Annotated in this window: 16 protein-coding genes; 12 read left to right on the forward strand and 4 right to left on the reverse strand. The window is 66.1% G+C overall.

Annotated elements, in window-relative coordinates:
• Nucleotides 1-65: 65 nt before the first annotated feature.
• The 3 genes from xopAW to ACM62G_RS19860 all read right to left on the reverse strand — a co-directional run bounded on the left by xopAW (nt 66) and on the right by ACM62G_RS19860 (nt 2,824).
• Nucleotides 66-893 carry a XopAW family type III secretion system calcium-binding effector gene (gene xopAW, locus ACM62G_RS19850; RefSeq protein ID WP_419735378.1) on the reverse strand — a complete coding sequence of 276 codons (828 nt, stop codon included), beginning with the start codon at nt 891-893 and terminating at the stop codon, nt 66-68.
• Between the two features lie 114 nt (nt 894-1,007).
• Nucleotides 1,008-2,060 carry a sensor histidine kinase gene (locus tag ACM62G_RS19855; protein WP_273825128.1) on the reverse strand — a complete coding sequence of 351 codons (1,053 nt, stop codon included), beginning with the start codon at nt 2,058-2,060 and terminating at the stop codon, nt 1,008-1,010.
• Nucleotides 2,060-2,824 (reverse strand): response regulator, encoded by a 765-nt coding sequence (locus tag ACM62G_RS19860; RefSeq protein WP_054058188.1) that lies wholly within the window; start codon nt 2,822-2,824, stop codon nt 2,060-2,062. Before ACM62G_RS19860 ends, ACM62G_RS19855 begins: the two co-directional genes overlap by 1 nt.
• Nucleotides 2,825-3,191: 367 nt before the next feature.
• Here ACM62G_RS19860 and kdpF point away from each other — a divergent pair, with 367 nt between their 5' ends.
• The 6 genes from kdpF to ACM62G_RS19890 all read left to right on the forward strand — a co-directional run bounded on the left by kdpF (nt 3,192) and on the right by ACM62G_RS19890 (nt 11,223).
• A complete protein-coding gene (gene kdpF, locus ACM62G_RS19865) occupies nt 3,192-3,281 on the forward strand; it encodes a K(+)-transporting ATPase subunit F (protein ID WP_081005946.1) in 90 nt (29 codons plus the stop codon).
• Between the two features lie 11 nt (nt 3,282-3,292).
• Nucleotides 3,293-5,002 carry a potassium-transporting ATPase subunit KdpA gene (kdpA, locus tag ACM62G_RS19870; RefSeq protein ID WP_054058189.1) on the forward strand — a complete coding sequence of 570 codons (1,710 nt, stop codon included), beginning with the start codon at nt 3,293-3,295 and terminating at the stop codon, nt 5,000-5,002.
• A gap of 10 nt (nt 5,003-5,012) precedes the next feature.
• Complete coding sequence (gene kdpB / locus ACM62G_RS19875) at nt 5,013-7,067, forward strand: potassium-transporting ATPase subunit KdpB (RefSeq protein WP_419735379.1); 2,055 nt, start codon at nt 5,013-5,015, stop codon at nt 7,065-7,067.
• A gap of 91 nt (nt 7,068-7,158) precedes the next feature.
• Nucleotides 7,159-7,710 carry a potassium-transporting ATPase subunit KdpC gene (gene kdpC / locus ACM62G_RS19880; RefSeq protein ID WP_054058190.1) on the forward strand — a complete coding sequence of 184 codons (552 nt, stop codon included), beginning with the start codon at nt 7,159-7,161 and terminating at the stop codon, nt 7,708-7,710.
• Nucleotides 7,711-7,839: 129 nt separating this feature from the next.
• Nucleotides 7,840-10,491 carry a DUF4118 domain-containing protein gene (locus ACM62G_RS19885; RefSeq protein WP_419735380.1) on the forward strand — a complete coding sequence of 884 codons (2,652 nt, stop codon included), beginning with the start codon at nt 7,840-7,842 and terminating at the stop codon, nt 10,489-10,491.
• A gap of 36 nt (nt 10,492-10,527) precedes the next feature.
• Complete coding sequence (locus ACM62G_RS19890) at nt 10,528-11,223, forward strand: response regulator (RefSeq protein ID WP_054061486.1); 696 nt, start codon at nt 10,528-10,530, stop codon at nt 11,221-11,223.
• A 47-nt stretch (nt 11,224-11,270) separates the two neighbouring features.
• On the opposite strand, the gene ACM62G_RS19895 is transcribed toward ACM62G_RS19890, so the two are convergent.
• A complete protein-coding gene (locus ACM62G_RS19895) occupies nt 11,271-12,311 on the reverse strand; it encodes a patatin-like phospholipase family protein (RefSeq protein WP_054061485.1) in 1,041 nt (346 codons plus the stop codon).
• Nucleotides 12,312-12,500: 189 nt separating this feature from the next.
• Between ACM62G_RS19895 and ACM62G_RS19900 the strand changes: the two genes are divergently transcribed.
• From ACM62G_RS19900 to ACM62G_RS19925, 6 genes are all read left to right on the forward strand, one after another.
• Entirely contained in the window at nt 12,501-12,779 is a 279-nt protein-coding gene (locus ACM62G_RS19900; RefSeq protein WP_017902690.1) for a hypothetical protein, read from the forward strand.
• 210 nt (nt 12,780-12,989) lie between these two features.
• Complete coding sequence (locus tag ACM62G_RS19905) at nt 12,990-13,907, forward strand: AAA family ATPase (protein WP_054063056.1); 918 nt, start codon at nt 12,990-12,992, stop codon at nt 13,905-13,907.
• The gene (locus ACM62G_RS19910) at nt 13,877-14,860 is read left to right on the forward strand and encodes a DUF58 domain-containing protein (RefSeq protein ID WP_419735381.1); all 984 of its coding nucleotides are present in this window, start codon (nt 13,877-13,879) and stop codon (nt 14,858-14,860) included. The genes ACM62G_RS19905 and ACM62G_RS19910 overlap by 31 nt, the downstream gene beginning before the upstream one ends.
• Nucleotides 14,857-16,809, forward strand: coding sequence for a transglutaminase TgpA family protein (locus ACM62G_RS19915; protein ID WP_273825142.1), 1,953 nt, complete (start codon nt 14,857-14,859; stop codon nt 16,807-16,809). The genes ACM62G_RS19910 and ACM62G_RS19915 overlap by 4 nt, the downstream gene beginning before the upstream one ends.
• A gap of 24 nt (nt 16,810-16,833) precedes the next feature.
• Nucleotides 16,834-17,598: a CHAD domain-containing protein gene (locus ACM62G_RS19920; RefSeq protein ID WP_419735382.1), complete on the forward strand. Its 765-nt coding sequence runs from the start codon at nt 16,834-16,836 to the stop codon at nt 17,596-17,598.
• A gap of 286 nt (nt 17,599-17,884) precedes the next feature.
• Entirely contained in the window at nt 17,885-18,682 is a 798-nt protein-coding gene (locus ACM62G_RS19925) for an acyl-CoA thioesterase (RefSeq protein WP_273825145.1), read from the forward strand.
• The last annotated feature ends 21 nt before the right edge of the window (nt 18,683-18,703 follow it).

Genomic DNA, 18,703 nt, shown 5'->3' on the forward strand with positions numbered 1-18,703 from the left:
GCGAAGGCGGCGGTGAGATAGGCGCGGCACTTTCAGGCACCCCCGCATCTCCCATTACCGCAGGATCAGGCCGCTGCCGCAGTGCTGCTGGTCGCCGTCACGGTATTACGGTTCTGATACTGGGTGTTGAGGTTGACCAGCAACCGGCTGAGGGCCTCGGTGATATTGTCCTGGGCCGTCTGGGTGGTGGTGCGGGTGCCGCTGGCGTCGGCCAGGGCCTGGAGCAGCATGGCGCTGGCCGTGTTGCTGGTACTGGCCGTTGTGACGGCGCTGCTGGCGGTGTTGGTCGCACAGCTGTCGGTGGTGCCCTGCAGCGCGCTGGCCAGTTCAGCCTGGCTGATGCTGCCATCGCCATCGGTGTCCAACTGGCTGAACAGCTGGCTGCTCGACAGTTGCGCCGGCGGCGGAGGCGGGGCGAAGGCTGCGGCCAGTTCGTCGACGCTGAGGCTGCCGCTCGAATCCTTGTCCAGGGAGGAGAGCAGCGAAGAACTGTCGGCGTTGATGCCGGTATTGGTCAGGCCGGTATTCAGTTCGTCGTTGCTGACGGTACCGTCGCCATTGGTGTCTAGGGCTTTGAGCAGGGCATCGGCCAGACTGGTGTCAGGTGCGCGATCGCCATGTTCCGGGCGCTTGAGTGCGGCCAGTTCGTCAACGCTGATACCGCCGCTGCCGTCGCTGTCGAGTGAGGTGAAATTCTGGCTCAGGTCAGTGAGCAGCTTGTTGTCGCCATCCTTCGACAGGGCGCTGTTCAGTTCGTCCTGGCTGATGGAACCGTCGCCGTTGGTGTCGAGCTTGGCGAGCAGTTGCTTCTGGAATTGTTGCTGGCGTTGCGTGGCCGTCGTCGTGCTGTTGTAGCCGACGTAGCTCAGTAGACTGCTGACGCTACCGATCATGGTGCTCACTCCCTAAGTGTTGGCAAGGCCGGTGGCGGTGCACCGGCTCATGCAGGCTCCCAAGGACAGGTATCGAGGGTATGTGGGCTTTGTACCGGTGGGTACACAGAGCGATCAGGCGCGGGGCAGGGTGACCACGGCGGTCAGGCCGCCACCGGCGGTTTCCTCGAGGATCAAGTCACCGCCCAGGCGTTGCGCGGCTTCCCGGGCGATGGTCATGCCCAGGCCGACGCCACCGGAGTTGCGGTTGCGCGAACCTTCCAGACGATAGAACGGTTCGAACACCGCTTCGCGCTTGTCGGCGGCGATGCCGGGGCCGTGATCGATGACCCGGATGATCAACTGCCGCCGGCTGTCCTCCAGGGTGATCAGGGCGTCGCCGGCGTAGCGCAGGGCATTGTCCATCAGGTTGTTCAGGCAGGAGCGCAAGGCCATCGGCTGCACCAGCAGTGGCGCGCAATGACCGCTGGCTCGGACCTGGGCGCCCTGGTCCTGGGCGTTCTCGCACAGGGACTCGACCAGGGCCTGCACGTCCATCCACTGCATGGCTTCGCTGGTGCGTTGTTCGTGCAGGTAGCTGAGGGTGGCGTCGAGCATGCCGATCATGTCGTTCAGGTCCTGGCGCATCTGCGCCTGCAGCTTCACGTCATCGATCTGCTCCAGGCGCAGCTTGAGGCGTGACAGTGGCGTGCGCAGGTCGTGGGACACCGCACCGAGCATGCGGCCACGCTGCTGCACCTGCTCACGGATACGCTGTTGCATCAGGTTGAAGGTGGCGGCGGCCTGCCGGGCTTCCTGCGGGCCGGTTTCATCCAGTGGCGGGCTGTTGAGGTCTTCGCTCAGGCGCTCGGCCGCCTCGCTCAGACGCTGGATCGGCCGTGAAAGCAGCTTGGCACCGTACCAGGCGGCAATCACCAGGGCCACGAGTTGAAAAGTCAAAGGCACCAGCGGGCCGCCAAACCACGGGCGCGGCGGGCGACGAAAATGCGATGGCGGCGGCCCGAGGCGCGGATCGAAGTTCTGCGCCATGTCCATTGGGGGCGGCGGCGGTGGCGGGCCGCCACCGTAATGATGGAACCAGAGAAAGGCCAGCAGGTGGGCCAGGACGATGGCCAGCAGCAACACGCCGAACAGGCGGCCGAACAGCGTGTTGAAGCGGGGGCGCATCAACCGATGTCTCGCGCGTCGAACAGGTAGCCTTCACCGCGTACGGTCTTGATCAGTTGGGGCGATTTCGGATCGTCGCCGAGCTTCTGCCGCAGCCGCGAGACCAGCAGGTCGATACTGCGGTCGAAGGCTTCGATCGAGCGACCCCGGGCGGCGTCGAGCAACTGCTCGCGACTCAGCACCCGCCGCGGACGTTCGATGAACACCCACAGCAGGCGGAACTCGGCATTGGACAGCGGCACCACCAGGCCATCGTCGGCGATCAGCTGGCGCAGCACGCTGTTCAGGCGCCAGTTGTCGAAACGGATATTGGCCCGCTGTTCGGTACGGTCGTCGCGCACGCGGCGCAGGATGGTCTGGATGCGCGCCACCAGTTCCCGCGGCTCGAACGGCTTGGCCATGTAGTCGTCGGCGCCCAGTTCCAGGCCGATGATGCGGTCGGTGGGTTCGCAGCGGGCGGTCAGCATCAGGATCGGGATGTCCGATTCGGAGCGTAGCCAGCGGCACAGCGACAGGCCGTCCTCGCCAGGCAGCATCAGGTCCAGGACCACCACATCGAAGGTTTCCAGTTGCATGGCCTGGCGCATCGCCGCGCCGTCGGTCACGCCGACCGCCTGGATACTGAAGCGGGCGAGATAGTCGATCAGCAGTTCACGGATCGGAATATCGTCGTCGACGATCAGCGCGCGGACATTCCAGCGCTTGTCATCGCCCGGCGATAGCGGTTTGTTGACATCGGCCAGAGAGGCGGGAGTGTTCTGCATGCGTGTGATTATCTGCCGGTAAAGCCGCGAAACGCCAAGCGCTGCGCGAGGTTGTTGCACGTCGGGAGTGCCCGGCCCGCAGGCGGGGTATCCATTTCAAGTGTAGCTGCGGCAGGAAGCTACAGGCGCCGCATGTTGACTGGTTGTCGGTTATGTAACGAGTTCGACACAAATCGGCGGGCACCCAAACCCCCTGCCGGCATCGGTGCCAGGTCAGCGGCCCGGGGATTCTAGGGCGTAACGCCTGTGTAAATTGACTCTTTACGCCTTCTTTACGTATCGACCCGGGCGTCGCTCTCGTTCCTTTACGGGCTTCCTTCCGACAATGCCTCCACACGCGGCGATCGCCGTATCACGGAGAAATCCCATGGGCATTCTGGACGGAGTGTCACTGCTGCTGGCGGTGGCGCTGTTCATCTATCTACTGGTTGCGCTGTTGCGCGCGGATCGGAACTAGGAGCGGCGGTTATGCATGGTTACGACTATTGGCTGATCCTGGCATTCCTGGCGCTGGTACTGCTGCCGGCGCCCGCACTGGGGCGGTTCTACTACAACGTCATGGAAGGCCGGCGCACCTGGCTGACTCCGCTTCTGGGGCCGGTGGAGCGGGTCTGCTATCGGCTGTCCGGGGTGGATGAAAAGACCGAGCAGAGCTGGCAGAAATACACCCTGGCGGTACTGGCCTTCAACTTCGCCGGTTTCGTGCTGCTGTTCGCCATCCTGCAACTGCAGCAGTACCTGCCGCTCAACCCGCAGAATCTGCCGGGCCAGGAGTGGACGCTGGCGTTCAACACCGCGGTCAGTTTCATGACCAACACCAACTGGCAGAACTACAGCGGCGAGGCCTCCCTCAGCTACCTGAGCCAGATGGTCGGCCTGACCGTGCAGAACTTCGTCAGCGCCGCCACCGGCCTGGCCGTGCTGGTCGCGCTGTGCCGCGGCATCGCCCGGCGCTCGGCGTCGACCCTGGGCAACTTCTGGGTCGACATGACCCGCGCCACCCTCTACGGCCTGTTGCCGCTGTGCCTGCTGCTGGCGCTGTTCCTGGTCTGGCAGGGCGTGCCGCAGACCTTCGCCCACTACGTCAATGCCGTGACCCTGCAGGGCGCCGACCAGGTGATTCCGCTCGGCCCGGCCGCCAGCCAGATCGCCATCAAGCAGTTGGGCACCAACGGCGGTGGCTTCTTCGGCGTCAACTCGGCGCACCCGTTCGAGAACCCGACGGCCTGGAGCGACCTGTTCGAACTGGCGGCGATCATCCTGATTCCGGCAGCGCTGGTGTTCACCTTCGGGCACTACGTCAAGGACCTGCGCCAGAGCCGCGCGATCCTGGGCTGCATGCTGGCCCTGCTGCTGATCGGCGGTGCGGTCTCGCTGTATGCCGAGTACCAGCCGAACCCGACGCTGAACAATCCGGTGGTGGAACAGACCGCGCCGCTGGAAGGCAAGGAGACCCGCTTCGGCACCACCGGCAGCGTGCTCTGGGCCGTAACCACCACCGCCGCCTCCAACGGTTCGGTCAACGCCATGCATGACAGCCTCAACCCGCTGAGCGGCATGGTCGCGCTGGTCAACATGATGGTCGGCGAAGTGATCTTCGGCGGCGTCGGCGCGGGGCTCTACGGCATGTTGCTGAACGTGCTGATCGCAGTGTTCCTCGCCGGCCTGATGATCGGCCGGACCCCGGAATATCTGGGCAAGAAACTCCAGGCTCGGGAGGTGCAACTGCTGGTGGTGACTCTGCTGGTGATGCCGGTCGGCACCCTGGTGCTGGGGGCGATCGCCGCCAGTCTGCCCGGCCCGGCCGGAGCGGTCAGCAACCCCGGCGCCCACGGTTTCAGCCAGCTGCTGTACGCCTACACCTCGGCCAGTGCCAACAACGGTTCGGCGTTCGGTGGTTTCAGCGGCAACACCGCGTTCCACAACCTGATGCTGGGCCTGAGCATGCTGCTCGGCCGCTTCGGCTACATCCTGCCAGTACTGGCCCTGGCCGGCAGCCTGGCGATGAAGAAAACCGTACCGGTCGGCCAGAACAGTTTCCCGACCCACGGCCCGCTGTTCGTCACCCTGCTGACCGTGACCATCCTGCTGGTCGGTGGCCTGACGTTCCTGCCGACCCTGGCCCTGGGACCGATCGCGGATCACCTGAGCCTGGCTGTGACCGGATTGAAGAATTGAGGACCTGATGATGAACATGCCGCTTCCCGCAACAAAACCGGCTGTCGTCGAACAGCCCAGGACCACCGTCGCCGACCTGTGGCGGCCGGCGCTGGTGCAAGCCTTCGTCAAGCTCGATCCGCGCCAGTTGCAGCGGGCGCCGGTGATGCTGGTGGTGGAGCTGACGGCGGTGCTGACCACCGTCCTCTGCCTGGTCCCCAACAGCGCCGTACCGACCTTCGTCGCGGTGCAGATCGCCATCTGGCTGTGGTTCACCGTGCTCTTCGCCAACTTCGCCGAGGCCCTGGCCGAAGGCCGTGGCAAGGCCCGCGCCGACAGCCTCAAGGCCGGCAGCGAGGGCTTGAGCGCCCGGCGGCGCAAGGCCGACAACAGCTTCCAGGTGGTGCCCGCCAGCAGCCTGCGCAAGGGCGATGTGGTTCGGGTCGAAGCCGGCGAAATGATTCCCGGCGACGGCGAGGTGATCGAAGGTATCGCCGCGGTCAACGAGGCGGCGATCACCGGTGAGTCGGCGCCGGTGATCCGCGAGTCCGGCGGCGACCGTTCGGCGGTGACCGGCAACACTCGGCTGGTCTCCGACTGGTTGCTGGTGCGCATCACCAGCAACCCCGGCGAGTCGACCCTGGACCGCATGATCGCCCTGGTGGAAGGCGCCAAGCGGCAGAAGACGCCCAACGAAGTCGCGCTGGACATCCTGCTGATCGGCCTGACCCTGATCTTCCTGCTGGTAGTGGTGACCCTGCAGCCGTTCGCCCACTTCGCCGGTGGCAGCCTGCCGCTGGTGTTCCTGGTGGCGCTGCTGGTGACGCTGATCCCGACCACCATCGGCGGCCTGCTGTCGGCTATCGGTATCGCCGGGATGGATCGCCTGGTTCGCCTGAACGTGATCGCCAAATCCGGCCGTGCGGTGGAGGCCGCCGGCGATGTGCACGTGCTGCTGCTGGACAAGACCGGCACCATCACCTTCGGTAACCGCCGCTGCTCGGCGATCCACCCGGCGCCCGGCGTGCCGGTTCGTGAACTGGCCGAGGGGGCCCTGCTGGCATCGCTGGCCGACGAGACCGCCGAAGGCAAGTCCATCGTCGAATACCTGCGTGACCTTTATCCACAGACGGAGCCGGCGGCTGCCGAGCTGACCGCGGTACCGTTCAGTGCCGAGACCCGGCTGTCGGGTGTCGACCATCAGGGCCGGGTGTATCGCAAGGGCGCGGTGGATTCGCTGCTGGCGTTCCTCGGTCAGAAGCGCGCCGACCTGCAGCCGGCGCTGTCCCGGGAGATCGACCGGGTCGCCCAGAGCGGTGGCACGCCCCTGCTGGTCTGCGCCGAAGGCAAGCTGCTGGGGGCCATTCACCTCAAGGACGTGGTCAAGCCAGGCATCCGCGAGCGTTTTGCCGAACTGCGCAAGCTGGGTATCCGCACCGTCATGGTCACCGGCGACAACCCGCTGACGGCGGCGGCGATCGCTGCCGAGGCCGGCGTCGACGACGTGCTGGCCGAGGCCACGCCGGAGAAGAAACTGGCGCGGATCCGCCTTGAGCAGAACGATGGGCGCCTGGTCGCGATGTGCGGCGACGGTGCCAACGATGCCCCGGCGCTGGCCCAGGCCGACGTCGGCATGGCGATGAACGATGGCACCCAGGCGGCGCGGGAAGCGGCGAACATGGTCGACCTCGACAGCGATCCGACCAAGCTGCTGGATGTGGTGCAGATCGGCAAGGAGTTGCTGGTGACCCGTGGTGCGCTGACCACTTTCTCGATCGCCAACGACGTGGCCAAGTACTTCGCGATCCTGCCGGCGCTGTTCGCGGCGATCTATCCACAGCTCGGGGTGCTCAACATCATGCAGTTGGCCAGTCCGCAGAGCGCGATCCTGTCGGCCATCGTCTTCAACGCCCTGATCATCGTCGTGCTGATCCCGCTGGCGCTGCGTGGCGTGCGGGTCCAGGCGGCGAGTGCCGCGCACCTGTTGCGGCGCAACCTGCTGATCTATGGCCTGGGCGGAATCCTGGTGCCGTTCGTGGGCATCAAGGCCATCGACCTGCTGTTGACCGCGCTGCACCTGGTGTAGCCCATGCAGCCCGCTCCATTGTGGGAGCGGGCTTGCCCACGCATCAGCACACCGGACCCATCACCGCATCACCCGAATCGAGGAACTGAACATGTCTAGCGTATGGCGCCCAGCCCTGAGCCTGTTGGCCCTGATGACCCTGATCACCGGCATCGCCTACCCCCTGGTGGTCACCGGCGTGGCCCAGGCCGTTTTCCCCGACCAGGCCAACGGCAGCCTGCTGGTCGATGCCGACGGCAAGGTCCGCGGCTCGTCGTTGATCGCCCAGGATTTCACCGGCGATGCCTGGTTTCACCCACGGCCGTCGGCCGGGGCCTTTGCCACGGTATCCAGTGGCGCGAGCAACCTGTCGCCGGGCAACCCGGCACTGGCGACACGGATTTTCGACGATGCGGCCAAGCAGGTCGTGCCCGGCCAGGGGCCGGTGCCGCTGGCGTTGCTGACCACTTCCGGCAGCGGCCTCGATCCGCACTTGCCACCGGCTGCGGTTCGCTATCAACTGGCACGGGTGGCGCAGGCGCGCAACCTGCCGGCGGCGACCGTGGAAAAACTGCTGGAAGCGCATATCGAGCAGCCGCTGATTGGCCCGCCGGTGGTCAATGTGCTTGCATTGAATGCGGCGCTGGCCGATATCTCGAAGTAAGCATGCTCCTAGGTAAAAGTGCGGTGATTTCTCCAGGAGCGTGGCTTGCCCGCGAACAGGCCCTCAAGGCCTGCTCAAATCCATGAAATCCCCGCATCGGGGCCAGTTCTATCAGTGGGAACCCAGTACATGAGTGATTCAGGCCGCGCCGACGCGCTGCTCGCCGAACTGCCCCGGGCCGGTCGTGGCCGGCTCAAGGTGTTTCTCGGTGCCGCCCCGGGCGTGGGCAAGACCTATGCGATGCTGCAGGCGGCCCACACGCAACTGCGCCAGGGCGTGAAAGTACTGGCCGGCGTGGTGGAGACCCATGGTCGGGCGGAAACCGAGGCGCTGCTCTCGGGGTTGCCGCAACTGCCCCTGGTGCGTTCCGAGTACCGTGGCGTGCTGCTTGAGGAAATGGACCTCGACGGCCTGCTCAGGGCCCGGCCGAAACTGGTGCTGGTCGATGAACTGGCCCACAGCAATGCACCCGGCAGCCGCCATCTGAAACGCTGGCAGGATGTCCAGGAACTGCTGGCCGCCGGCATCGACGTGTTCACCACGGTCAACGTCCAGCACCTGGAAAGCCTCAACGACCAGGTACGCGGCATCACCGGCGTGCAGGTGCGCGAGACCCTGCCCGACTGGGTCCTGCAGGAGGCCGACGAACTGCTGCTGATCGACCTGCCGCCACGGGAACTGCTCGAGCGCCTGCGCGACGGCAAGGTCTACGTGCCGGAACAGGCGCGGGCGGCGATCGATGCATTCTTCACCCAGACCAACCTCACCGCCCTGCGCGAATTGGCGATGCAGACCGCTGCCGCGCAGGTCGACAATGACCTGGCCCTTGGCTACCGCTCCCTCGGCCAGGATGCGCCGGCGATTCGCGGGCGCCTGCTGGTGGGCGTGGATGGCGATGCCCAGGCCGAGCGCCTGGTGCGCCATGCCAGCCGGGTGGCCCAGCGTCGGCACCTGCCCTGGAGTCTGGTCCATGTGGACAACGGCAGCAGCCGTGACGAACAGTCGCGACTGCGCCTGCAGAGCGCCCAGCAACTGGCCGAGCGACTGGGCGGCGAAGTGGTGCTGCTGCGGGCCGGCGAGGTGGCCAAGACCCTGATCCAGCACGCCGCCGAGCGTCGTGCCAGCCTGGTGCTGGTCGGCCAGTCGCGCCAACGCCTGCGTCGCCGGTTGTTCGGTGGCGGGCTGGCCGCGCGGCTGTTGCGCAATGCCCGCGGGCTGGAAATCAACGTCCTCGACAGCCAGGAGGAGCAACGTCAGCCCCGTGCCCGTGAACCCCATGCGGTCGTCTGGACCGACTACCTGCTGGCACTGCTGGCGACAGTATTGGCCAGCGCCCTCGCCTGGGGCGTGGCCAGTGTCCTGCCGTTGCCGAACATCTCCCTGGTGTTTCTGGCCGCAGTGCTGCTGGTGGCGGTGCGCAGCAGCCTGGGGCCGGCCCTGGCCTGTGCGGTGCTGTCATTCCTGACCTATGACTTCCTGTTCATTCCGCCGAACTTTTCCTTCGAGATCCAGCGCGAAGAGGATGTGCTGACGCTGCTGTTCTTCCTGATGATGGCGGCGCTGACCGGCAACCTGGCCGCTCGCCAGCGCCGGCAGTTGCAGGCCCTGCGCGATACCCAGGAGGAAACCAGCGAACTGCTCGACCTGTCGCGCAAGCTGACCGCCGCCACCGACCGCCAGGCGGTGATCAGTGCGGCTTCGCAGCACCTCAGCGGTTGGGAAGAGCTGGAGCTGTGCCTGCTCAACCGTGACGGCCTGGGTGGCTGGAAGATCGAGAGCGGTGGCGCATTGAGCTTTTCCGAGGCCGAGCGCGCCGCCGCCGATTGGGCCTGGCAGCACGACCAGCCGGCCGGGATGGGCACCGGTACCTTGCCGTTCGGGCGCTGGTGGTGGTGGCCGTTGTCGGTGGAGGACGGCCCGCTGGCGCTGCTCGGCGTGCGTCCCCGCGAGGGCCAGTCATTGACCGGCCAGCGCCGTCGCCTGTTGACCGCGCTGAGCCAGCCACTGGCCCAGGCCCTGGCGCGGGCACGCTTGGCCGACGATCTGGAGGCGGCGCGTCTGCATGGGGAAACCGAGCAATTGCGCAGCGCCTTGCTGGCCTCGGTGTCCCATGACCTGCGCACGCCCTTGACCTCGATGCGTGGCAGCATCGACAGCCTGCTGGCCCTGGGCGAGGCGATCCCGCTGGCCGACCGTGTGGAGTTGCTGGAGGGCACCCGCGACGAGGCCGAGCGGCTTGACCGCTATATCCAGAACCTGCTGGATATGACCCGCCTGGGCCACGGCGCGCTGAAACTGGCGCGTGACTGGGTGGCGCCGGCGGATATCGTCGGCAGCGCGCTGAACCGGCTGCGAGCGGTACTGGCACCGTTGCAGGTCAGCACCCAGGTACCGGATGAACTGCCCTTGCTCTACGTGCATGCGGCGTTGATCGAGCAGGCTCTGGTCAACGTCATGGAAAACGCCGCGCGCTTTTCCCCTGCCCATGGCCGTCTGCAGATCCGCGCCGGCACCGCCGAGGGTGAACTGTTCTTCGCGGTCAGCGACGAGGGCCCGGGGATTCCCGAAGAAGAGCGCAGCAAGATCTTCGACATGTTCTACACCGCTGCCCGCGGCGATCGCGGCGGGCAGGGCACGGGACTGGGGCTGGCGATCTGCCAGGGCATGGTCGGTGCCCATGGCGGGCATATCGCCGTGGCGGAGGGCATCGACGGGCACGGTACCTGTATCACCCTGTTCCTGCCCCTGCAGGAGCAACCGGGATTTGAAAGTGAAGCCTGATATGCTTCGGCCACTTCTCAGCCAGATGCCGCAATCATGAGCCAGATATCGACCATCCTGGTCATCGACGATGAACCGCAGATTCGCAAGTTCCTGCGTATCAGCCTGGCGTCCCAGGGGTACAAGGTACTGGAGGCGGGTACCGGTGCCGAGGGCCTGGCCCAGGCGGCGCTGAACAAGCCCGACCTGCTGGTGCTCGACCTCGGCTTGCCGGACATGGACGGCCAGCAGGTGCTGCGCGAGTTTCGCGAGTGGTCCGCGGCGCCGGTGCTGGTGCTGTCGGTGCGCGCCAGCGAGGCGCAGAAGGTCCAGGCCCTCGACGGTGGTGCCAACGACTATGTGACCAAGCCCTTCGGCATCCAGGAGTTCCTGGCGCGGATCCGTGCGCTGTTGCGCCAGGTACCGGCGGGCGAGGTCCAGGAGGCGGCCTTGAGGTTCGGCCCGCTGACCGTCGACCTGGCGTATCGCCGGGTGTCGCTGGACGGGGCGGAAGTGGCGTTGACGCGCAAGGAGTATGCGGTGCTGGCCCAACTGGCACGGCATCCCGGGCGGGTCATCACCCAGCAGCAACTGCTCAAGGATATCTGGGGCCCCACCCATACCGAGGACAGCCACTACCTGCGGATCGTGGTCGGGCACCTGCGCCAGAAACTGGCGGACGACCCGACGCGGCCACGTTTCATCGTCACCGAGGCCGGCGTCGGCTATCGCCTGCTCGATAACCAGGCCTGAGACACGATCCATCCACTACTGTGGAAGCTGTGCGTGGTCCCTCGGTCTCAGCGCCGTTCCTCCTCGTAGCGATCCAGCGTATCGCGGGCGATCTCGCGGCCCAGGGCAATCAGCTCCGGCGCCTTGTAGAACTCGAAGAACCGGCACACGCGCTTGGGCACGTTGATCAGGATATCCGGCGGGTAGCCGGCGATCTTGTACTGCGCCAGCGACGTCTGCATCACTTCGAAACTCTGGTTGATCAGGTCCAGCAAGGACGCCGGGCCGACGTTGTCGACGATGAACGAACCCGTCGCCGACTTCGGCGCACCAGCGACCTCGGGGGCCGCTGCCGGTTGCTGGGCCTCGGGATCGGCGGGGTCGAGCCAGGCATTGCTGAGGTCCGCCGAATCCGCGGCGAGGGTCTGCTGTTCCAGGCGCAGCAGTTCCTCGGCCTGCTTGCGCCGGAACGGCAGGCGCGAGCCCATGGAGCTGAGCAGGGCGTTGAAGCGGCTCTTGAAGGCCGGCGGACGCTGGATCACCGGCAACTGATACTGCTTCTGATTGGTGGCGTTGAGGTTGACGGCGATGATCAGGTCGCAGTGGCTGGAGACCACCGGCACGATCGGCAACGGGTTGAGCAGGCCGCCATCGACCAGCATGCGGTTGCCCTGCATGACCGGGGTGAACAGGCTCGGGATGGCCGCCGAGGCGCGCATGGCCTGGTGCAGGCAACCTTCCTGGAACCAGATTTCCTGCTGGTTGGTCAGGTCGGCGGCGACCGCCGTATAGGGGATGCGCAGGTCTTCGATATCGATTTCACCGACGATCTTGCGGATCTGGCCGAAGACCTTTTCGCCGCGGATCGCCCCCAGCCGGAAACTGACGTCGACCAGGCGCAGGACGTCGAGATAGTCCAGGCTCTCGATCCAGTTGCGATACTCGTCGAGCTTGCCGGCGGCGTAGATTCCGCCGACCACCGCGCCCATCGAGCAACCGGCGATACAGGCGATCTCATAGCCGCGCCGTTCGATCTCCTCGATCACCCCGATATGCGCGTACCCCCGGGCCCCACCCGAGCCCAGTACCAATGCGACACGTTTTTTCATCATGCACTCCTTCCGGCCGGTGACTCACAATGCACCCAAGGCGGGCTGAGGTACAATCGCCGAGCTGTTCGAAAGGCCGGATGGCTTGCGTTCATGTGGATTGGCTAAGCTTGTGGAACGAGGCAAGGCACTTTTTGCCTGGCGCACCGTCATAAGCTGCACGACTGTTTTTTCTCTGAGGTGTCATCGATGAAAGCCTGGATCTGTGTGCCATTGATTGCATTGGCGTTGGCTGGTTGCGCGGGCAAGACCGCCTATCGCGAAACCTGTGGTACCCAGCTGGATGCCGCCTGGCGTGAACTGGACCTGGCCAAGGCCGAAGGCTTTGCCGGAACCGTGAGCTATTCCAAGGCGCTCTCGTTGCTGACCGGGGCCAAGACCCAGCAGCAGTTCGAGGCCTATGAGGGCTGCTCGGCCAAGGCCGAGAAAGCGCGTTTCTACATCCGCGAGTCGCGCGCCGGTCGTTGAACGCAGTGGCGAGGCGGGATGCCTGATCTTGCAGGAGCGCTTCTCCCTGGCGAAGCTGAAGGACAACTTCCCGTGGGAGTCGGATTTATTCGCGAAGAACGATAACGAGGTCTTGCTGAAAGACGCGTTGCCCTCTTCGCGGATAAATCCGGCTCTCACGGGGTTCCTGCGATAATATCTCCGGCGTTTCCCTCGTTTGGATGTCTGCCTATGCGCAGTAAGCTGGAAGCCTGCCTGCAGGCCGTCAACCAGGTGGTATTGGGCAAGGATGCGCAGGTCCGCCTGGCCCTGACCTGTCTTCTGGCCGACGGCCATCTGCTGATCGAGGATCTGCCCGGCATGGGCAAGACCACGCTCAGTCATACCCTGGCCAAGGTCCTTGGCCTGAGTTTTCAACGTATCCAGTTCACTTCCGACCTGCTGCCCAGCGATATTCTCGGGACCTCGGTGTTCGACAGGGACAGCGGCGCTTTCGTCTTCCATCCCGGGCCGATCTTCGCCGAGCTGGTGCTGGCCGATGAAATCAATCGCGCCACGCCCAAGAGCCAGAGCGCCCTGCTCGAAGCCATGGAGGAAGGCCAGGTGACCATCGAGGGCGCCACCCGGCCGTTGCCATCGCCGTTTTTCGTCATCGCCACGCAGAACCCCACCAGCCAGGGCGGCACCTTTGCCTTGCCCGAGTCGCAGCTCGATCGTTTCCTGATGCGCGTGTCCCTCGGTTATCCGGCCCGGGCGGCGGAAAAGGCGCTGTTGCAGGGCACCTCACGGCGGGACCTGTTGCCGCGGCTGCAACCGATCCTCAGCCATGGCGAACTGGCCGTGTTGCAGCAGGAGGTCAAGCAGGTCCGCGCCAGCGATGCGTTGGTGGACTATGTGCTGCGCCTGGTCGGTGCGACCCGCAGTGAAGCGCAATTCGCCTGGGGCCTGTCGCCGCGGGCGAGCCTGGCGATCCTTGCCGCCGCCCGGGCCTGGGCGTTGCTGGCCGGGCGGGACTACGTGATTCCGGAAGACGTGCAGGCGGTGTTGCCGGCGGTGATCGGCCATCGCCTGCGCGAGCGTGCCGACCCGGCCGGGCTGGGTGGTGGCGCCCTGGTGCAGTGGCTGTTGCGCGAGGTGCCGGCGCTTTGATGACCCGGCTGCGCACGGCGTGGCGGGCCTGGCTGGCCCGGCGCCTGCCGCCGTCGGCGCGGGTGGAGCTGACCCAGCGACGGATCTTCATCCTGCCCAACCGCACCGGTGGGGTGTTTGCCGCCTTGCTGCTGCTGATCCTGCTGGTGGCGATCAATTATCAGAACAGCCTCGCCTATGGCTTGTGCTTCCTGCTGTTGTCGCTGTTCGTCGTGGCGATCCTGCATACCTATCGCAACCTGCGGGGGCTGGTGCTGAGCGCCGGGGTCGGGCCGGCGGTGTTCGTCGGTGAGCAGGCGCGTTTCGTGGTCCGCCTGGAAAGCGCCGGCAAGAGCCACCAGGCGGTCCACCTCGGCTGGTCGGCCCGGGCGACCCAGGCGAGCGATGTCCCGCCGGCGGGTTTCAGCGAGCTGGAACTGACCCGGCCGACCGTGGCGCGCGGCTGGCTGGCAGCCCCGCGGATCGGTGTGCGCAGCAGCTTCCCCCTGGGCATCCTGCGCGCCTGGAGCTGGGTCGACCTGGGGCAGCGGGTGCTGGTTTATCCACAGCCGCTGGAAGGTGAGCTGCCGGCCCTGGCCAGCCTGCCGGAGGATGAGCGGGAGGAGGGCGCGCGGGCCCACGGGCACGGCGTCGATGACTACCAGGGGCTCAAGCCCTACCAGCCCGGCGACTCCTGGCGTCGCTTGCACTGGAAGGCCTACTCCCGTGGGCAAGGGCTGCTGATCAAGGATTTCGCCCGCCTCGAGGGCCGGGAACATTGCCTGGATTTCCTTGCCCTGGGCGGCGATGTCGAGCAGCGCCTGTCGCGTCTGTGCTATTGGGTGCTGGAGTTGACCCGTCGCCAGCAGCCATTCGCCTTGCAGTTGCCCGGTCGACGCCTGGCCACCGACAGCGGTGCGGCCCATTGCGAGGCGTGCCTGCGCGCCCTGGCGCTGTTCGGGCAAGAGGCATGAGTCACGTGACGACGATTTCCCGGGCCAGCCTGGTCTGGCTGTTGGTGGCCCAGGCCCTGGTCATGGTGCCGTTCTGGTTCCACGTGCCGTTGTGGATGGTCGCCTTCTGGCTCGGTTGCAGCTTCTGGCGTATCCAGGTATATCGCATGCGCGCGGCCTTTCCCGGGCGGCTGCTGGAACTGCTGTTGCTGCTGTTCACCATCGCCGGAATCTGGCTTTCGCGCAGCAGCCTGATCGGCCTGGACGCCGGCGCGGTGCTGCTGGTGGCGATGTTCATCCTCAAGCTGGTGGAAACCCGCACCCACCGCGATGCGCTGGTGCTGATATTTCTCGGCCTGTTCTGCGTGGCGGTGGCCTATCTGTTCGAGGACAGCCTGCCGTGGGCGGCCTACAGCCTGCTGCCGATCGGGGCCCTGCTGGCGGCCCTGATCGGCTTGCAGCAGGGCCCCGGCACCCGGCCGGCGGCGACCTTGAAACTGGCCGCGACCCTGTTGGCGCAGGCCGTGCCGCTGATGCTGCTGTTGTTCCTGTTCTTCCCGCGGATCGCACCGCTATGGTCGTTGCCGTTGCCGAGCGACAAGGGCCTGAGCGGGCTGTCCGAAAACATGTCGCCGGCCGATGTCGCCGAACTCGGGCGCTCCGCCGACCTGGCGTTTCGTGCCAGTTTCGACGGCCCGCTGCCGCCGCGACGGGCGTTGTACTGGCGTGCCTTGACCCTGGAGCAGTTCGACGGCCGCCGCTGGAGCCAGTCGCCGGGCATCGCCTTGAGCCCGGCGCCGAAATGGCAGGCCAGCGGTGAGCCCTGGCGCTACAGCATCCTCCTGCAACCGAGCGGCAAGCCCTGGCTGCCGACGCTGGATGTCGCCAGCAGTGATCTGGGCGATGTGCGCCAACTGGCGGACTATCGCCTGCAACGTCAGCGCCCGGTGCAACAGGCGCTGCTGTACCGGGCCAGTTCCTGGCCGCAGGTGTCACGCGACCCGCAGCTCGACGAACGGGCCCGCCGTCGCGCCCTGCAACTGCCGGCCCAGGGCGACCCGCGAACCCGCCAATGGGCGACCGAACTGCGGCGCACCTATCCACAGCCCGACGCGCTGGTGGCGGCGCTGCTCGGGCATTTTCACGACGAACCCTATCACTACACCCTCAGGCCGCCTACCCTGGGGCCCGACAGTATCGACGGCTTCCTGTTCGATAGCCGCCAGGGCTTCTGCGCGCACTTCGCCGGCGCCATGACCTATGTGCTGCGCGCGGCGGGCATTCCGGCGCGGGTGGTGGCCGGCTATCAGGGAGGCGAGTTGAATCCGGCCGGCCACTTTCTGACCGTGCGCCAGTACGACGCCCATGCCTGGGTCGAGTACTGGCAGGCCGGGCAGGGCTGGCGCAGTGTCGACCCGACCTACGCGGTGGCGCCGCAGCGCATCGACCAGGGCCTGGAACAGGCCCTGGCGGCCGATGAGGGCGCGCCAGGGGCCTTGGCGTTCTCGCCGTTGCGGTACCGTCAGTTGAGCTGGCTCAACGAGTTGCGCCTGGGCTGGGATAACCTCAATTACGCCTGGCAACGCTGGGTCCTGGGCTATCAGGGCGAGCAGCAGTTGCAGATACTCGGGCGCTGGTTCGGCGACCTGGCCGGGGTGATGCTGCCGATCGGCCTGGTGCTGATCCTGGCATTGCTGTCGTTATGGCTGCTGCGCCCCTGGCAGGCGAAAGCCGATCCGCAACTGCGCGCGTTCATGACCTTTGAACGACTGCTGCGCCGCCGTGGCCTGGTCCGTGAGCCGGGCGAGGGACCGTTGGCATTCGTCGAGCGCGCCGCCGCACAGTTGCCGCTGCAGGCGCCGGACATCCGTCGCTTTGGCGAGTTGTTCGTCAGCCAGCGCTATGCTGAAGAAACCCCGTCGATGGATGTATTGCAACAGGCGTTGCAGGCATTACGTCGCAGTCTTTGAAGTTCGATTTGGGAGGAAATGTCGATGTCGGCCCTGGTGGATCGTTTGGTGGCTCAGGTGTTGAACCTGCACGTGCGGTTGTTGGCCTGTCATGCGCGGGTCGATGCGCTGACCGATGACGAGGGCCTGCATGACCTGCGCATCGCCGTGCGCCGCCTGCGCAGCCTGCTGCGGCCATTGCGCGGATTGCCGGGTGTCGAGCAACTGGAGCAGGCGGCAGCCGAAGTGGGGCGCTCGACCACGCCGATCCGCGACCGCGAGGTGCTGGCGGCCTATCTGCACCGCCAGGGCCAGCATGCCGCGGCCACGCGGCGCACCGCGCAACTGTCTCAGGACTACTGGGCCGTGGCGCGCAGCAATGAACTGCGGTACCTGCTTGATGTACTCGATGCCTTCCCGCGTTTCCTCCGTGCCGCGGAGCGTCAGGGCCTGCTCAAGGGCTTGCGCAAGCGCATCGAGAAGCGCCTGGCCAAGCAGTGGCAGGCCCTGGACGAGGCCTTGCACGCCCCGGGGCACGACCGCCATCGCCTGCGTCTGCTGATCAAGCGGGTGCGTTACGCCGCCGAAGCCTACCCGGAACTGGACCGGCTGCCGGCACCGGCATTGCGGCGGCTCAAGGCGGCCCAGGAAGCCCTGGGCGACTGGCATGACTGCTGGCAATGGTTGCTCCAGGCCCAGACCCAGGAGGACCTGCAACCCTGCGTCAAGGGTTGGCGCCATACCATGGCTCGCGCCGAAGGCAAGTCGGACCGGATGCTGGAGAAACTGAGCAGCAGCTGTTTCGCCTGAGATGACGACCTGTATGGCGGGTCATTTGGCTGGAATGGACGCTTTACCTCGCGAAGAGGCTGGTTAAGATTCACTTCCATGATGCAAGTAGGGTGGCCTGTGTGGTTCATTCGCTTGCTCAATTTCGGTCCAGGGTTGCGTTGCCATTCTCGCCGTAGCGTGACTACGAGGGGTCATGGCGTCTTGCCAGGCAACCCCCAGGGCTCGAATTTGGGTAGGCGAACTAATCTTGTGGGCCACTGGCTTGCAGCGGGTTTCAGGGAATTCTTGTCCAGCCGAGGTGTGCATGCGCTTTTCCGATTTGCTCGAAGGGGTTCGTCGCGACCCCCAGGCTCTTGTCATTCCGGCCGAATGGGGCCAGGGGCGCGCCTCGTTCGGCGGCCTGGTGGTCGCGCTCCAGTACGAAGCCATGCGCGCCCGGGTGCCGGCTGATCGCCCTGTACGTTCGCTGGCGGTGACCTTTGTCGGTCCGGTCGAGCCAGGGGTGCCGGTCAGTTTCGAGGTCGAGGTGCTGCGCGAAGGCAAGGCGGTCAGCCAGGTGCTCGGGCGGGCGCTGCAGAACGGTCAGGTGGTGACTCTGGTGCAGGGCAGCTTCGGTGCCTCCCGGGAGTCGGCGGTGGCGATGGCGGCCGAGCCGGCGCCGGACATGAAGCACTGGGACCAGTGCCAGGAACTGCCGTACGTCAAGGGCGTGACGCCGGAGTTCATGCAGCACCTGGCGATGCGCTGGGCGGTTGGCGGCTTTCCGTTCACCGGCAACACTTCGCGGGAGATGGGTGGCTGGGTGCGCCTGCGCGGTGATGTCGAGCAGGAGCCACTGAGCGAGGCGCACCTGCTGGCCCTGGTGGATGCCTGGCCCCCGGCGCTGTTGCCGCACCTGAAGAAGATGGCGGCGGGCAGTACCCTGACCTGGACCATCGAGTTCGTGCAACCGTTGCTGGAGCTCGACACCCTGGACTGGTGCAAATACCTGGCGGTGATCGAGCATGCCCGCGATGGCTACGGGCATGTGGCGGCAGCGCTGTGGAGCCCGGATGACCGGCTGATCGCTCTTAGCCGACAGACCGTCACGGTATTCGGCTGACTGGCGCTGTGTGTGGGAGCC

It is taken from the genome of Pseudomonas sp. COR18, assembly GCF_048568395.1.
Lineage (GTDB): Bacteria > Pseudomonadota > Gammaproteobacteria > Pseudomonadales > Pseudomonadaceae > Aquipseudomonas > Aquipseudomonas fuscovaginae_B.